Genomic DNA, 15,324 nt, shown 5'->3' with positions numbered 1-15,324 from the left:
ACCGCGGCGATGCTGCAGGTCGGCTGCGTGTTCGCTGTGGGCTGCGAAGCAGGCAGCAGCGAACCAACGAGCGCAGCCGCTGTGGGCTGCGAAGCAGGCCGCAGCGAACCCACGAGCGCAGCCGCTGTGGGCTGCGAAGCAGGCCGCAGCGAACCAACGAGCGCAGCCGCTGTGGGTTCAGCTGTAGACGTGCGGTGCGAGGATCGCGACGTCGCGGAGGTTGCGGTACTGCTCGGCGTAGTCGAGGCCATAGCCGACGACGAACTGGTTCGGGATGTCGAAGCCGAGGTACTTGACCGTCACGTCGACCTTCGCGGCGTCGGGCTTGCGCAGCAGCGCGCAGATCTCGACCGACTCGGCGCCGCGCGATTCGAGGTTGCCGAGCAGCCAGCTGAGCGTGAGGCCCGAGTCGATGATGTCTTCGACGATGACGACGTGCTTGCCGGTGAGGTCGGTGTCGAGGTCTTTCACGATGCGCACGACGCCCGAGGACTGCGTGCCCGCTCCGTAGGAGGAGACGGCCATCCAGTCCATCTTCACGTGCGGGCGCAACTCGCGCGCGAGGTCGGCCATGACCATGACGGCGCCCTTCAACACGCCGACGAGCAGCACGTCTCGGCCCTCGTAGTCTGCCTCGATGCGGCGGGCGAGCTCGGCGAGCTTTTCGTGGATCTCGGCTTCGGTGACGAGCACCTCGGTGAGGTCGGCCTCGATCTCGCGCGCGTACATTTCCGGTCTGCTCCTCGTTGTTCGGCGAACGGATGTGACGAGCCTACCGGTCGCCTCCTGCGGCTGCCGCGCCGGTTCCGGTTGCACGTCGCGCGTCCCGCAGCCAGAGCGTCGTGATGACGATCAACGGCACCTGGGTGGCGGCGTAGACGACATGGAATCCGTAGTGCGCGATGGTCTGCGCCGGCTGGAACGGCAAGAACCCGAGCGGGAGCACGGTGAGGATGCCGCCGATGAGCGAGAGCCAGCCCCAGACGAGGAGCGCCCACGTCGCGACCCGCCTGATGGGGCGCACGAACCAGCATCCGGCCAGTACGAGCGTGACGAGCGTCGGCACGAGGGTCTCGGCGCTGAGGATCGTCTGCCCCGGGAGATCAGCGACGTTGTGCACGAACATGCCGAGCCAGGCGATCACCGCTGATGCCAGGATCGCGGCGGGCCATCGCCGCACGGAAGGCCGTTCCATGGCCCGACGTTGGCACGCCCGGAACCCGCGCGCAAGGCGCGGGAGCAACTCAGGCCGCGGTGAACACCAACAACTCGCCGATGCGCGAAGCCTGCACGCCCTGCAGGTCGATCGGGCCCTGGCCGTGCCAGTCGGTGACGAGGCGCGCGACCTCGAGGGTCTGGGCGCGCGAGAGCGAGACGCCGAACTCGCTGCCGACGACGTGCCTGATGATGCGCTGGCGCAGCGCCGCCGGGTTCGACGCGAGGGCGCCGACCGACACCGCGATGCCGGCCTCGGCGGGTTCGCAGATCTCCTCGATGAACTCCTCGATCTGCTCAGCGAACGCCGCCTCGTCTTCACGCAATTGCTCGGCGGTGCGCACGAGCGCCTCGGCGATGCCCGGGCCGAGTTCGGCCTCGAGCACGGGCAGCACTCGTTCGCGCACGCGCACGCGCGCATAAGAGTGGTCGGTGTTGTGCGGGTCGTCCCATGGGGTGAGCCCCGCGTCGAGGCAGGCCTGCCGCGTCGTCGCACGGCGGATGCCGAGGAGCGGCCGGGCGTAGCGACCGGCACGCGCCGGCATGCCAGAGAGGCTCGCGGCGCCCGAGCCGCGGGCGAGGCCGAGCAGCACCGTCTCGGCCTGGTCGTCGAGGGTGTGCCCGAGCAACACGAGCGCCGCGTCGGTCTCGGCGGCGGCGGCATCGAGAGCGGCATAACGCACTGAACGAGCGGATGCCTCGGGCCCGCCCTCGCCCGTCACCTCGACGCGGCGCACGATGACGGGGTCGAGCCCGAGCTCGCGCGCGGTCCCCGCTGCGGCGGCCGCGACATCCGCAGACCCCGCCTGCAGTCCGTGGTCGACGATGACGGCGCCCGCGCGGAGTCCGGCGCGCGGCGCCTCGAACGCCGTCGCCGCGGCGAGCGCGAGCGAATCGGCGCCGCCGGAGAGGGCGACGAGCACGAGTGGATTCGTCACAGGAGTCTCGATACGCGTCGCCTGCGGCGGCGCTACTCGACCAACGTCGGGCAGCACGCCGCGCACTGCGCGGCGCACGTCGGCGATCGGCGGTGTCAGTCGCGGCCGGTGCGGGGTCGCGGGCACTTCGGCGGGCTCAGAGGGAGCCGTCGGCTGGTCAGGAGGCATCAAGTAACCTTATTCCGCCGATCGCGGCCGCTCCTGAACGGGCCGGCCCGGGGCCGAGCTTCCAGAGAGTGCTTCCAGAAGTGCTTCCGATACAAGGAGAACCAGCATGGGCGAGTACGCCGCCATCATCGAGATCCCCAAGGGGAGCCGCAACAAGTACGAGGTCGACCACGAGACCGGCCGGGTCTTTCTCGACCGCGTGCTCTACACGACGTTCGTCTACCCGACCGACTACGGCTTCTTCGAGAACACCCTCGGCGACGACGGCGACCCGCTCGACGTGCTCGTGCTGCTCGACTACCCGCTGTTCCCGGGCGTCGGCGTGAAGGTGCGCCCGGTGGGCGTGTTCAACATGACCGACGACGGCGGCGGCGACGCGAAGGTCATCGCGGTGCCCGCAGGCGACCCGCGCTGGAACCACATCCAGGACCTGCACGACATCCCCGAGTTCACCCGCAAAGAGATCGAGCACTTCTTCGAGCACTACAAAGACCTCGAGCCCGGCAAGTGGGTCAAGACCGAGGGCTGGGCCGATGCGGCCGAGGCCGAGGCGCTCATCCAGAAGGCGATCGACAAGTTCCCGGGTCACTGACCAGGGCTTGAGCCCGAACGGATGTCGCGAGCTCGCGACATCCGTTCGGTGCGACTGAGACAGCAGGGGCGGGCCGACGAAGTCCTCCCAACCGTCGTGACGAGCGAGCGAGCACGACGCACTTCGCTGGCGTGGGCCGGCTCAGCGCGCACATCGGAATCAGCTCGCGGGGCGCGCGGCCGCCGACGGGCTGCCCCAGATGGGCCACTCGCGCACGGGCTTGCCGTAGTCGGGCGCCTCGAGAATGCGCCCGCCGCCGAGGTAGATCGCGACGTGGTAGTAGTTGCCGGGCGAACCCCAGAACAACAGGTCGCCGCGCTGCGCGCTGCCGAGTGAGACCGCCTTGCCGCGATCCGCGAGCGTGTGGTACTGGTTCGTCGCCGAATGCGTGCCGATGCCGATGCCCGCCGCAGCGTACGCGGCTCGCGTGAGGCCCGAGCAGTCCCACGAGTCTGGACCTGCGCCGCCGAGCCGGTAGGGCTCGCCGAGTTGCTGGCTCGCGAACCAGATCGCCGTCTCGACGGCACCCGCGTTCGGCGGGGCAGGGTCGGGGTTCGGCGCCGGAGTGCCTCCGCCGTTACCACCGCCTCCGCCTCCGCCACCGGGCGCCGGCGCAGGCGCAGGCGCGGGGGCCGGTCGAGTGGCTTCGGCGAGCGCTGCAGCTGCCGCCGCCTGTGCCTGACCTTCGACCCGTTCACGTTCAAGCTCGGCGGTCGTGTTCTTCAGCGTCGCGAGCTGGGCGTAGAGCTCGACCGAACGCTGTTCCTGCGCCGTGACGGCCGAGAGTGCGGCTTCCGCTGCGGCATTCGCCTCCGTCGCTTTCGCCTCGGCGAGTGCGGCGAGGCGGGTGCGTTCGGCAGCTGCTGCCGCTGCCTGGGCGCGCAGCGCGTCGGCGGTGTTGCGGTCGGCGACCGCCTGCTCGTAGACGGCCTGCGACTGCTCGCCGAGCTTGGAGGCCATGCCGAGCTGCTTCAGCAGCCCGTCGGCGTTCTCGCCCGAGAAGACGAGTTCGGCGCTCAAGTCATTGCCGGCGGTCTTCGCAAGATGCGCGGCGAGGAGCCCGGCGCGCATCTTCGAGATCTCGGCGACCGCGTCGGCCTCGTCGGCCTGTCGCGCGAGGGTGCTCTCGCGTTCGGCCGCCCGATCGCGCGCGTCGACGGCGATGCGGTACGACTCGGCCGCGATCTGCGAGGCCTGCACCGCGACATCCGCCGCCTGTTGCAAGCCCGCGAGCAGCTCGCCGACCCGCTCGATCTCTGCCTGCTTGGTCGCCTCGTTGGTCTTCGCCTGTTCGATCTCGCTCCACGACGGATAGTCGGGCTCAGCCATGGCCGGGCCGCCCGCCGCAACGACCGACGCGGTGACGGCGCCGACCGCGACCGTCGAGAAGACCGTCGCCGGCTTCACCCGCGACACGGGCCTCGTTCGATTCTCAGCCAAGACGGATCCCCCGATCGGCCATGAAGGGAAGCGGGTCGATGCGGGTGCCGCCGATCCAGACCTCGAAGTGCAAATGGCAGCCATCGGATGCCCCGGTGGTGCCGCTCCACGCGATGTGCTGGCCGGCGCTCACCCACTCGCCCGCGCCGACGAGTCGGCCGCCGTCGACGATGTGGGCGTATCCCGTCGAGACGCCCCCGCCATGGTCGATCTTGATGAAGTTGCCGTACGTGCCCGAGCTTCCAGAGAAGCTGACGACGCCGCTGTTCGCCGCGTAGATCGGCGCACCGCAGCCGGTGCCGAGGTCGACGGCATAGTGGAAGCTACCTGAACAGCCGCCACTGCAGATCGGGGCGCGGGGGCCGTAGTCGCCGGTGATCCGTCCGGCGGCGGGCTTGGCCCATCCCGAGGCCGCGACAGCACCGGGCGAACCGGTGCGGGCTGCCTCTTCGCGGCGCTTCCGTTCTTCCTCCTGGCGGATGCGCTCACCCTCCTGGTACGCCGCCGTGGTCTTCGCCTCGGCGTCTTTGAGGAACGCCAGCTGCGCCTCCAGCTCGATCTTCTTCGATTGCGATTCGGCGAGCGCGGCCTCGGCGGCCGCTTGTGCTTCTTGCGCGGCCACGAGGGCGGCTTCGGCGGCGATGCGCAGCTTCTCGCGCTCGGCCTGTGCCACCTCGGCTTGGTCGCTGAGCGCGAGCGCGGTGTTCTTCTTCTCTTGAGCACGGTCGTAGATGCTCGAGGTGCGCTCGACCATCTTCTCCATGCTGCCGAGCTTCGAGAGCAGGGCGTCGGTCGCCTGCTCGTCGCCGGCGTCGAGGAAGAGATTCACGCCGACATCGCTGCCGCCCGAACGGTAGAGCTGCGCGGCGACCTGACCCGCGTTCGACTCGGCTGCGGCGGCCTCAGCCGCCGATGCGTCGGCCTGAGCCTGGATCTGGTCGGCGCGCGTCACCGCCTCGTCGTACTTCTGCTGGGCGACGAAGAGCTCGTCGGTGCGGCGCTCGGCCTCAGCGCGAGTCACCTCGACATTCGTCTCGAGCTGCGCGATGAGGGCGATGACCTGATCGACGGCCGCGGCGCCCGCGGCGGTGTTCGCCTTCGCGGCCTGCAGGTCGTCCCAACTCGGATAGGTGGCGGCGGTCGCGGACTGCGGCGCCGCGATGACGGGGCCGAGCAATGCTGCCGCAGCGATCGCGACGATGGCGCCCAAGCGACGCGAAGTACGCTGGCGGCGCGATCCCGTCGCGGCGCCTCGATTCAGGCTCATTCCAGCTCGAGCGGTCGGCTGTCGGTCTGTGCTGCGATACATCTTTCCCCGTCCACGCGGGCTCGGGTCCCCGCGCTCATCACTCTCGGTTCGGGCACTGGCAGCCCAACGATAGGGGCGGGATCGGCGCTTTCCGGGCATTTGGGGCGCGTGTGGCGGATGCCGCGTGGCGAGCCCCGCGGCATCCGCGCCCCTCGTTTTGCCATCTCGCGTGAGTGCACGTATGCTTGGCTGTCGGCGGGCGTGCCCAGCACTGCCCTCCGGCCCCATCGTTTAGTGGCCTAGGACACCGCCCTTTCACGGCGGCAGCACGGGTTCGAATCCCGTTGGGGTCACTGCACGACAAGCACATATAATCGAATAACTCGGTGTCGAAAAGACACCACGGTGTTGCAAGACACCACGAGGCCCTGTAGCGCAGTTGGTTAGCGTGCCGCCCTGTCACGGCGGAGGTCGCGGGTTCAAGTCCCGTCAGGGTCGCTCAGGCGACAAGCCCTTTCCCTTTCGAGAGAAGGGGCTTTCGCCTTCTCGAGGCAGTAGGTCCGGTGAGAATCGGGCGGATGGCCCCGAGGCTCTGTAGCTCAGTTGGTAGAGCGCACGACTGAAAATCGTGAGGTCACGGGATCGACGCCCGTCGGAGCCACAGACAAAACCCCCGGGAGACCGGGGGTTTTCTTGTTCCAGCGGGAAATTCCTCAAGGTCGCCGATGAGACTGTGCCATTAATGTGCCATTAACGTCGCGCCGGGTTCTCCGTTGTGCCAAATCCGGTTCGGATGCGGGCGTCTCGTCGGCGTGCTTCATCGCGTCATTCAGGGCCGCCCCGGTTCGGAGCGCAACACCCTCGCGGGCACGCGAGTAACGCTCGGTGACCTGCAGGCTCGAGTGCCCGAGCGTGGCCTGCACGTCGGGCGCGTTGGCGCCGGCGTCGAACAGGATCGTCGCGAACGTGTGCCGCAGGTCGTGGATGCGCAGGTCGGGTCGGCCGATCGCTTCGCGAAGCGACTCCCAGCCGACGCCTCGGCGCGCGTTGTGGTTCGTGAGGCGCCCACCGTCGGCGCCGTCGAAGATCAGGTCGCTCCCTCGCTTGCCGCGAGCGGCCGCCTCGGCATACGGGCGCAAGGCATCGATCAGCGGAACGTCACGGGACTTGTGACTCTTCGGCGACTGCTCGATGAGCTCGCCATGCTGGCCTGGACTCAGCGACCGGCTGACTCGGATGATGCCGCGCCCGAAGTCGACGTCGCCGACCCGCAGCGCTGTCGCCTCGCCTGCCCGCATGCCGGTGTAGACGAGTGCGGCGAAGTAGCGACGGTAGACGCCGTCGGGAATGAGTTCGAGCATGGCGTCGATCTGCTCGAACGTGAGCGCCCGCGAGACCGGCGAGATGGACTCGCGCATGCTCGGCCGTTTGACCTCACGCGCCGGGTTGTAGTCGATAAAGCGCGAGCGGCGGGCACCGTCGAGCAAGCGCGAGAGCACCGCGAGCGCATCGTTCTTGGCGGATGCCCCGCCGGGCCACGCGACCATCGCGGACTCGATCATCGGCGAGGTGATCTCTTCGAGCCGGTGCCGACCCAAGCTGGGCTTCACGCGGAGCCGCCAGCCCACACTGTAGCTGCGCGCGGTCGCCGGACGAACGGATGACTCGATCGCCGGCCAGTACTTCTCGTGCCACTGCTCGAGGGTCATCGATCCGTTCGGGTTGCGGCCGGCGACCATCCTCGCCAGCTCGCGTTTGGCCTCGGCAAGGGTGAGGAACGTGCGCGAGCGCTCAGCGGCACCGCCCTCGACGCTCGGGCCGACGACGCGGATCTGGTACCGCTGGCGGTCGGCGCGCCAGCGGATGCCCTCGGGCAGCGGCCGGCCCGAGCGCGGATCGACGCGCGACGGGGTGTCCTTGGTCGGCCGCCCGGCCATCAGTGTTCCGTTCCACCCCGCGCGAGCAGCTCGTCGATCGTGTCGGCGCTCCAGAGCAGGTGCTTGCCCATGCGTGCGTCGGGCTCGGGGATGAGCCCGTCGTGGCGCAGCTTGTCGAAGCTCGAGACCGGGATGCGACACCGCTCGGCCGCCTCGACTCGACTCAGGTACTCGACCCTCCACGCGGTGTCGGCCATGACGCTCCCCCTCGACCCATCGGCCGCCGGTTGGCATCTCGTGCATGCCGACCCACGCGCGGCTATTTGCAAGTACCTGAGATTACCACCACTTCGCGGGTTTCGGCAAGCACCTGAGTTGAGTGGCTAGACTCGACGCATGCCCGCCTCGACGCCCCGCCCCGGTGACCAGTCGTACGACGGCCTGCTCGTCGCAGACGACCTGCCGGAGGGGTGGTACCTGCCCAGCCGCTTCCCCGGCGAGCGCGACGACGACGCAAGCGAGCAGATCGACTCGGTGCTCGGATACGCCGAGCAAAGCGCACCGGCGGACTCCGAGCAGAACGAGACCACCGGCGGACGCTGGCGCTACCTCGAGCACGAGGCCACCCACACTCGCGTGATGATCCGGCTGCAGCGTCAGCTCTTCGCCGTGCCCGAGGAGGTCCGCATCACCGGCGTCATCTACCTGCCCTGGCGGCCGGGCGACCCGATCACGAGCCAGCTCCTCCGAGAGCTGCCGACGGCTCGCATCGAGGCGGCGATCAACAAGCGTCTCTTCGCGATGAAGCGCACGGAGACCATCACCGGCGGCAAGATCGTGCTGCCCTCAGGGCGGAAGGTCAGTGAGCGAGACCTGCTCAAGCCACTCGGCGACCCGAAGAAGGTGCCCGACTTCTACGAGCTGGTGGCGCTGCAGCACGGCCGGCTCACGCAGCAGGGTGATGCGAATCCGAGCGCAACGATGGCGGAGGTCAATGCCGTGGCGTTATCGACGGCGCAGGGCTGGGTCACGAAGGCCCGCGAGCGCGGGTTGCTGCCGCCTGGGCGGCGTGGCCGGGCGGGGTGATGACCACGGGGGTCAGCGATGTGAAATACGCAACGACCGAACTACGCGTTGCTGCGCCCCTCTGTGCTGGTGAGGCACGATCGAGGTAGTACAGCGCAACACTAATGCGTGGCCTGCTTCCTCCTGGAGTATTGAGCGTCACCACTAAGGTCTGAATATGCTTCGCCGAATTGACCTCAAAGGCCCATGGAGGTCGCTAGACCAGGGCTTCTGGCCTGATGATCTGCCGTCGGGTTGCCGCACAGTGGTTTATGGCCACAACGGCAGCGGCAAATCGACGCTATCCGAGCTGCTTCTTAGCCTCGCCGATGGCAACGGCGCCACAGGCATCGTGTGGGAAGACGAACAGAAGCATCGCTCGAACATCAGCAAGGGCGGCGCGAGTCCTTCGGAATCCATGGCGGTATTCACTCGCAAATGGGTCGAGGCGAATTTGTCGGCCTTTCTTGACGGCGCTGGCGCGTCTGCGATCGTGACGCTGGGCAAAGAGGCGATCGAGGCCAAGGAGGAAGAAGATCGACTCGTCGAAGAGATCGGCAAGCTGCGGGACGAGGCCAAGGAATCGGCTAGACAGCAGAAAGCTGCTGATGACAAGGTCGGGAAGCTTGCCCGAGACCTTCAGGACCGCATTGTGTCCGAGCTCAAGGAGTTCGATTACAGCCACTTCACGAAGAACCGCTACTCGGTACCCAAGGTGCAGGATGAGCTGCGCAAGTACAAAGGCGAGTTCCCGGATAGTAACGCGCACGCCGAGGCGTTGAAGCGACTTGGCGAGGTCGTCCCGTCGACAGTCCCCGAGGTGACGGCACCGCCGTTCGGCGTCGCCGCCAGGCTAGATCGCCTGCCCGAACTGCTGACCGAGACGCCCACCCGCCTAGCCATAAAAGCGCTAGAGGGCAATCCGTCGGCTCAATTATGGGTCGAGCAAGGACTCCATCTGCACGAGAAACTCGACCATTGCCTGTTCTGCGCTCAGGAGATAAGCAGCGACCGACGGGATCTGCTAGCTCGGCATTTCGACGAGAGCTGGCTCGAGATTCGCAGCAAGGCGAAAACGCTGCTTGCTGAGGTCACTACAGAAAAGCGCTCACTAGCGTCATGGCTTGCGGATCTGCCAGCCTCCGCGAGCTTGGCAAGCGAGCTGCAGTCCGTCTACGAGGACGCCCTCAAGCGAAGCGAGGTCGATGTGGGCGCCCGCGTCGACGCACTTGCGGCGATCGAGGACGTGCTCAACGCCAAAATCGAAGATCCCAGCGTCAGGCCTGTCCCTCCTCACTTGCCGGTGATCGGCGAGGTTCTGTCTACCACTGTGCTGGCCCAGGTAGTTACTGAGCACAACGATCAGGTCCGACGCCATGCAGAGGCCACTGCCGAACGAAAGCAGACGGTTCTCGACCACCTGATTGGATCACAAAGCGAAACGTTCCGCGGACTTGAAGACCAAGCAAAGGAGCTGGCCGCAAAGAGCCGAAACGCTGAGGAATCCGCTGCACTAGCGGAACGGCGACTCGACACGGTGCGTCAGGCGCAGTTCACGACCAAGGATATGGCGGACACATTGACGCGAGATCTCGCCCGCGTCTACGGCAAGGACCATCTCAGTGTGGCGGTCACTGCAGACGGCAAATCGTATGCCTGTCGTCGTGGGAACGAGCCAGGAACAGACCTCAGTGACGGCGAGCGGACTACCCTTTCGTTGCTGTATTTTCTGCGGAGGTTGGAAGACGAGCAGGCTCACGCCGGTGACAAAGCACAGCGCATCGTGGTGATCGACGACCCGTCAAGCTCGCTCGACCGGGAGGCGCTCTTCGCCACCCACCAGTGGCTAATTGACACACTCAAGGGATTCGGCCAGTACATAATTCTGACTCACGATTTCAGCTTGCTGAGACTATTTATCAAGTCCCACAAGAACGGCTGGGGGAAGTCGATGAGCCAGATCAAGAAAGGCGACGCCGACGAAGTCCGTTTTCCAAAGGTCTCATTTCTTGAGATGTACGCGGGCTCCGTCGGCGGCGAGCGCCGTTCTCGCGTCGGAAAGCTTCCACGCGTTCTGCTGAACAACACGTCGGAGTACGCGTACCTGTTCTCAATGCTCATGGCCGGGATCGCTGATTCGGAAGACCATGAGCGCCTCTTTCTTCTGCCGAATGCTGGTCGCCGAGTACTTGAAGTATTCGCCAGCTACAAGGCGCCCCACCGAACCGACTTTCTCCAACAACTCGAAGTGCTCGTGGAATCGCAGGAAGGTGAGCCGTATCGAGACGTGTATGACTTCTGCAATCGTTTCTCGCACGGAGAGGGCAGCGAGAGCATTGACGTACTCGACGCCCGCGCCGTTCATGGACAGGTCCGCCGATGCATGGAGTTCCTGCGCGCAGTCGACAACGAGCACTTCGAGCGCATGTGCGTGGCGACAGGAACAGACCCGCTCACGCTTTCCTAAATGAGGCATGTGGGCGTAGGCAACGAAGAGGTTGCCGATAGCCAGCGGTGGGGGTGACAGAAGTCGCGTCGCCAAAGGAAGGCGTCAGAAAGGTAGAGGAATCGACGATCCGACGGCAGACTGCTGCTTGCCCGCCCTACTCTGAAGGCCGAGGTGGCATTTCTGTCCCTCGGGACGGTGCGACGTTCATCGTCGAACCGTCCCGGTGAGCCGACACGACGCCGGACGCAGCGCCTACCAACCTTCTGTCGCAGTGACTGGGTGACGAGAACGTGCGACCCATCGAGCAACCCGCTAGATGGGTCACCGGAAGGCACACCAACATGAGGCGGACTGCCAGGTGGCTAGGACTTAATTGGCCCGTTCTAAGCGGTGCGGTGACGTGGGCTGCTACGCCAAGCCTCAACGAGGCGGCGCTGCGTCTCCGACTTGCGGGCTGCCTTAATTGCCTCTTGAAGGCGCTCGTCTGGTTCCAGCTCTTCGAGCTCGGCGTAGTACCGCTCGCGCGGTGACTCTCCCGCCTTCGTACTGCCATTCATTGGATCGCCTCCCTCTTGCAGCACATGTTAGCGCTAGGCCACGACGTTCATAATGATTTCGGTAGCTTCTGCAGCATTCTCAACGATGGAATCGTCACCTAGAACCAGACTAGGCACGTTCGCGCGGATGGGAACATCGATGGCAACAACTCCCACGCACTTCGCATTGCTCTTCAACATAGGGATGGCCAGAATCTCGGCGTACTTGTCGACCAGGCTGCGGAACTCTTCGAACGCCAGTCCACTCCTGTCGGCCTCGGGAACTTTCTCCCAGTCCGCCTCGGTCCGAACCTTCCCGTTTCCCCACCTCTTGTGAATGGGGCGCCAGTCGACGTGCTGAATGTCACGCTCTCTCCACGCCGCCCCGATCGCGCCCTTGCCGGCCGACCAATCTACTCGTGAGCGCTGAGGAAGATCTGACATCCTGTAGCGGTCGATCCGCTTGAGGCGAGCCCAAAAGAACCAGCGCCTGCGGACCCGGAACACACTGGCCCCAAGCATCGTGACATCGAGCGAATGCGAGCGTGCGATCTGCCTCAGAAGAGGTAGAAGGGCGACCCTGATATCGGCGATCCGCTTGTCGCGGCCGGCGCGCCTGAAGCTCAGCACAGCTGTCGTGAACGAGTCGACGAAGACGAGGAAACCGGTGACGACAAGCAGCCAGAGCCTCGCAACCGGATCATCCTTTATGAAGGACTCATCAACTAGTCCGTTCCAGATGACCAGCGCCAGCACACCAATCGCGAGGGCGATCTTGAGAGTAAGTGCGAGGCCTCTAGGCACGAGCACAGCGTAGCGGCCAGGTGCGGCGCTCGACGGATGCCGCCTCCGACCGTGTCGCCGCGTGCAGTATGCGCCGATGCCTTCAAGCGAGATTGAATCTCTGCTTCCTGACCAGCCCTCACTCGAGGGCCATCTTCGATCTGCAGCTTGTTGACCCCTGGATCATTCCGAATGGACGTATGCTACCGTAGGTAGTTGCAAGGACCTGAGTTGGCTCGGAGGAAGGCAATGAAGGGTGGAGTGATCCTGTACCGGGGTTCCGGGGCCGACGCGCGCCGATACCTCGAGTCAGATCGCTCCCGCGCCGACGACTACTACCTCGAGGGCGGCACAGCACTGGCCGAGTTCTCCGTCGTCGACGGCTACGGCGACCTGATCGGCGAGGGCGCGCTTACTCCTGATGAGTACGCGCAATGGGTCGACTGGGTCAACCCGCTCACCGGCGAATCGATGGGCACGCCACGTCAGGTCGGCGACGGCCGGCAAGGTTCGCCGCGATTCGCGGAGATGGTGGTGAACGCACCGAAGTCTCTGTCGATCGCCGCGGCGTTGCACCCCGAGGTATCCGATACCCTCGATGCTGCGCAGCGTGATGCGGTCGCCGCGATTCGCTCGTGGCTCGGCCAACACTCGGTCACGAGGGTCGGCCCGCGCGGGCGGCAACAGGTCGTTGGCGTAGTGCAGTTGGAAACGGTCGCCGTCTCGCACAAGACGTCACGCGCGGGCGACCCGCACAGGCACATCCACTTCCAGATCGGAACGCGCGTGTGGGCAGCCGGAACATGGCGCGGCCTCGATACTGCGGCGCTGTTCCGACAGCAGGGCGCGATCCGTTCGCTGGGCACGGCCGTCATCGCTGCACATCCGCAGCTTGCAGCCGTCCTCGATGCTCACGGCCTGACCCTCGACACCGTGACCGGAGAGGTCACGGAGCTTCAGTGCTTCAACGCCGTGATGAGCAAGCGAGCCGAACAGGTCGCGCGCAACCTGGCGCAGTTCGAGAAGGAGTGGCAGACGACACATCCCGGCGACGAGCCCGGCCCGGCCGCGATGTCGCGGCTGATTTCGATGGCGTGGGATCACGAGCGACCGCACAAGCGACCGGCCTCCCTCGGCAGCGAGGCGGCATGGCGTGCCGAGCTTACGGACGCCGGCTACCGCCCCGACCTCGAGCGCGCTCCTGCGCACCCGTCGGCATCGCTGGACGGCGTGAGTATTCGGGATGTCGCATCGCATGCGCTCGACCGTTGCGCGGCTGCAGCGTCGACGTGGACGGTGCACGACATCCAGGAGCAGGTCACGCGCATCATCACGGAGACAGGCGTGCGCGCCGACGCGAAACCGCTGCAAGAGCTCACCGTGCTAACGACGCGGCTGGCCGCGGATGACTGCGTTTCGGTCTTGCCACCCGACAGCCCGCATCCCGAGCACGTCGCACACCTCACGAGCCTGCACGTCATCACCGCCGAGACCCGGCTGCGCGACCTGCTCACGGCACGGGCTGCACACGCCGGCCGTCGGCGCACGCCGAACCTGACGCACGTGGCGCGCCGGCACCGGCTCGACGCCGCGCAGGTGCGAGTGGCCTCAGCCGTGGCATCCACCGAGCCGCTCGTCGTCGTGGAGGGCGCCGCCGGCGCGGGCAAGACGACGATGCTCGCCGCCGCGATCGGGGCCGCCGCCGCGTATGGCCGCGCGACCCTCGTGGTCACGCCGACGAAGAAGGCCGCCGAAGTTGCGCACGAGGAACTCGGCGTTGCAACCGACAGCGTGGCGAAGCTCGTGCACGAGCACGGCTGGCGGTGGAACCGCGACGGCGTCTGGACCCGGCTCGCCGTCGGCGACACAGATCCCGATACGGATGCCTCGTACGCCGGCCCCGCGGCATCCGCTCGTCTTGCTCGTGGTGAGCGCGTCATCGTCGATGAAGCGGGGATGCTCGACCAGGACACGGCGCTCGCGCTCCTGACCGTCGCCGATGAGCACGGCGCCACCGTCGCTCTGATCGGCGATCGTGCGCAACTCGCAGCGGTCGGCCGCGGAGGCGTGCTCGACATGGCGGCGCAACTCCTCCCCCGCGTGCACAGCATGACGACCGTGCACCGGTTCGCCGACCCCGCCTACGCCGCGCTCACCGTGCAAATGCGGCGCGGTGACCATGCCGAGGCGGTGTTCGATCGCCTGGATGCGCTCGGTCTCGTCGTGTTGCATCAGAGCCCGGATGCGTTGCAGGAGTCGCTCGCGCGTGAGTGGCGCGATGGTCACGCGGTCACCGTCGCGACGAACGACGAAGCGCGCGAGCTGAATGCGCGGGTTCGAGATGAACGCGTGCGCGCCGGCCTGGTCGACGACCTTGAGCTCGCGACCGGCGCCGATGGACAGGGCATCGGATGCGGCGATTTGATCCAGACACGGAAGAACGACTCGGCACTACGCGTCGCGAACCGGCAGGCGTGGTCCGTGCAAAGCGTAGGCGACGATGGGGCGGTGTGGGCGAAGGAGCGTTCTTCGGGTCGCAGACAACGCTCCGTGCGACTGCCTGCGGAGTACGTCGCTGAGCACACGCACCTGGCCTACGCGTCGACCGCCTTTGGGACGCAGGGCGCTACCGTGCCCGAGTCACACACCGTGGTCAGCGACGCTATGGATGCGGCGGGCATCTACGTGGGCATGACGCGCGGGCGCGATTCGAACCGCCTGCATGTCGTCGCACCTGACGCGGATGATGCACGGGAGCAGTTCGTCTTGGCGACGGAGCGCGACCGCACGGATCGCGGGCTTGCAAACGCGACGGCCGCTGCGCGGGAAGCCGTGCGTGGCCTCGCCACGAGCGAAAAGCGACCGCGGACTGCGCGCGTTCCGGACACGTTTGGCTTCGAGCGGGACTCGGGCAGCCGAACCTCACTCGACGTCGGCTTGAGTCTTTGAGATCTGCTCAGTCCAACAGAAGACGCAGTTCGTCGGCCGATGTTTGGCGGCGGTGTCGCTTCG

At 66.6% G+C, this 15,324-nt stretch carries 12 protein-coding genes and 3 tRNA genes; 7 read left to right on the top strand and 8 right to left on the bottom strand.

From position 1 onward, the window contains the following. Positions 1-177: 177 nt before the first annotated feature. The 3 genes from hpt to tilS are packed head-to-tail and all read right to left on the bottom strand — an operon-like array spanning position 178 to position 2,321. Positions 178-729 (bottom strand): hypoxanthine phosphoribosyltransferase, encoded by a 552-nt coding sequence (gene hpt, locus AC1C2R_RS12550; protein ID WP_495352826.1) that lies wholly within the window; start codon positions 727-729, stop codon positions 178-180. 43 nt (positions 730-772) lie between these two features. After that, a complete protein-coding gene (locus AC1C2R_RS12545; RefSeq protein ID WP_495380148.1) occupies positions 773-1,195 on the bottom strand; it encodes a hypothetical protein in 423 nt (140 codons plus the stop codon). A 49-nt stretch (positions 1,196-1,244) separates the two neighbouring features. Then, positions 1,245-2,321: a tRNA lysidine(34) synthetase TilS gene (gene tilS, locus AC1C2R_RS12540; RefSeq protein WP_495380147.1), complete on the bottom strand. Its 1,077-nt coding sequence runs from the start codon at positions 2,319-2,321 to the stop codon at positions 1,245-1,247. Positions 2,322-2,427: 106 nt separating this feature from the next. Between tilS and ppa the strand changes: the two genes are divergently transcribed. Further along, positions 2,428-2,913, top strand: a complete 486-nt coding sequence (ppa, locus tag AC1C2R_RS12535; protein ID WP_495380146.1) for an inorganic diphosphatase — start codon at positions 2,428-2,430, stop codon at positions 2,911-2,913. A gap of 159 nt (positions 2,914-3,072) precedes the next feature. Here ppa and AC1C2R_RS12530 read toward each other — a convergent pair whose 3' ends face one another. Further along, positions 3,073-4,353: a C40 family peptidase gene (locus tag AC1C2R_RS12530; RefSeq protein WP_495380145.1), complete on the bottom strand. Its 1,281-nt coding sequence runs from the start codon at positions 4,351-4,353 to the stop codon at positions 3,073-3,075. Beyond that, on the bottom strand, positions 4,346-5,563 hold the full coding sequence (locus AC1C2R_RS12525) for a peptidoglycan DD-metalloendopeptidase family protein (protein ID WP_495380144.1): 1,218 nt from the start codon (positions 5,561-5,563) through the stop codon (positions 4,346-4,348). Before AC1C2R_RS12525 ends, AC1C2R_RS12530 begins: the two co-directional genes overlap by 8 nt. 319 nt (positions 5,564-5,882) lie before the next feature. Here AC1C2R_RS12525 and AC1C2R_RS12520 point away from each other — a divergent pair. From AC1C2R_RS12520 to AC1C2R_RS12510, 3 genes are all read left to right on the top strand, one after another. Then, a tRNA-Glu gene (locus AC1C2R_RS12520) sits at positions 5,883-5,955 on the top strand. Positions 5,956-6,026: 71 nt separating this feature from the next. Further along, positions 6,027-6,100, top strand: a tRNA-Asp gene (locus tag AC1C2R_RS12515). A 90-nt stretch (positions 6,101-6,190) separates the two neighbouring features. After that, positions 6,191-6,263 (top strand) — tRNA-Phe (locus AC1C2R_RS12510). Between the two features lie 52 nt (positions 6,264-6,315). Here the strand turns inward: AC1C2R_RS12510 and AC1C2R_RS12505 are convergent. Both AC1C2R_RS12505 and AC1C2R_RS12500 read right to left on the bottom strand, forming a co-directional pair. After that, positions 6,316-7,539: a tyrosine-type recombinase/integrase gene (locus AC1C2R_RS12505; RefSeq protein ID WP_495380143.1), complete on the bottom strand. Its 1,224-nt coding sequence runs from the start codon at positions 7,537-7,539 to the stop codon at positions 6,316-6,318. Beyond that, a complete protein-coding gene (locus AC1C2R_RS12500; RefSeq protein WP_127794348.1) occupies positions 7,539-7,736 on the bottom strand; it encodes an XRE family transcriptional regulator in 198 nt (65 codons plus the stop codon). Before AC1C2R_RS12500 ends, AC1C2R_RS12505 begins: the two co-directional genes overlap by 1 nt. Positions 7,737-7,875: 139 nt before the next feature. On the opposite strand from AC1C2R_RS12500, the gene AC1C2R_RS12495 reads away from it, so the two are divergent. Both AC1C2R_RS12495 and AC1C2R_RS12490 read left to right on the top strand, forming a co-directional pair. Continuing rightward, complete coding sequence (locus AC1C2R_RS12495) at positions 7,876-8,565, top strand: hypothetical protein (protein WP_495380142.1); 690 nt, start codon at positions 7,876-7,878, stop codon at positions 8,563-8,565. Between the two features lie 157 nt (positions 8,566-8,722). After that, complete coding sequence (locus AC1C2R_RS12490; RefSeq protein WP_495380141.1) at positions 8,723-11,011, top strand: AAA family ATPase; 2,289 nt, start codon at positions 8,723-8,725, stop codon at positions 11,009-11,011. Positions 11,012-11,583: 572 nt separating this feature from the next. On the opposite strand, the gene AC1C2R_RS12485 is transcribed toward AC1C2R_RS12490, so the two are convergent. Further along, positions 11,584-12,333 (bottom strand): hypothetical protein, encoded by a 750-nt coding sequence (locus AC1C2R_RS12485; RefSeq protein WP_495380140.1) that lies wholly within the window; start codon positions 12,331-12,333, stop codon positions 11,584-11,586. A gap of 228 nt (positions 12,334-12,561) precedes the next feature. Here AC1C2R_RS12485 and mobF point away from each other — a divergent pair, with 228 nt between their 5' ends. Continuing rightward, the gene (gene mobF / locus AC1C2R_RS12480; protein ID WP_495380139.1) at positions 12,562-15,261 is read left to right on the top strand and encodes a MobF family relaxase; all 2,700 of its coding nucleotides are present in this window, start codon (positions 12,562-12,564) and stop codon (positions 15,259-15,261) included. Positions 15,262-15,324 lie beyond the last annotated feature (63 nt).

It is taken from the genome of Agromyces sp. Y182 (genome assembly GCF_059445385.1).
The sequence above is the reverse complement of the archived record's forward strand: the minus strand, read 5'-3'. Positions and strand labels throughout refer to the sequence as shown.

Bases quoted from the DNA above. Each gene is read 5' to 3' on its own strand.
- AC1C2R_RS12500 (WP_127794348.1), bottom strand. From the start codon at position 7,736: ATGGCCGACACCGCGTGGAGGGTCGAGTACCTGAGTCGAGTCGAGGCG.
- AC1C2R_RS12490 (WP_495380141.1), top strand. From the start codon at position 8,723: ATGCTTCGCCGAATTGACCTCAAAGGCCCATGGAGGTCGCTAGACCAG.
- tilS (WP_495380147.1), bottom strand. From the start codon at position 2,321: ATGCCTCCTGACCAGCCGACGGCTCCCTCTGAGCCCGCCGAAGTGCCC.
- AC1C2R_RS12545 (WP_495380148.1), bottom strand. From the start codon at position 1,195: ATGGAACGGCCTTCCGTGCGGCGATGGCCCGCCGCGATCCTGGCATCA.
- ppa (WP_495380146.1), top strand. From the start codon at position 2,428: ATGGGCGAGTACGCCGCCATCATCGAGATCCCCAAGGGGAGCCGCAAC.
- AC1C2R_RS12495 (WP_495380142.1), top strand. From the start codon at position 7,876: ATGCCCGCCTCGACGCCCCGCCCCGGTGACCAGTCGTACGACGGCCTG.
- hpt (WP_495352826.1), bottom strand. From the start codon at position 729: ATGTACGCGCGCGAGATCGAGGCCGACCTCACCGAGGTGCTCGTCACC.
- mobF (WP_495380139.1), top strand. From the start codon at position 12,562: ATGAAGGGTGGAGTGATCCTGTACCGGGGTTCCGGGGCCGACGCGCGC.
- AC1C2R_RS12505 (WP_495380143.1), bottom strand. From the start codon at position 7,539: ATGGCCGGGCGGCCGACCAAGGACACCCCGTCGCGCGTCGATCCGCGC.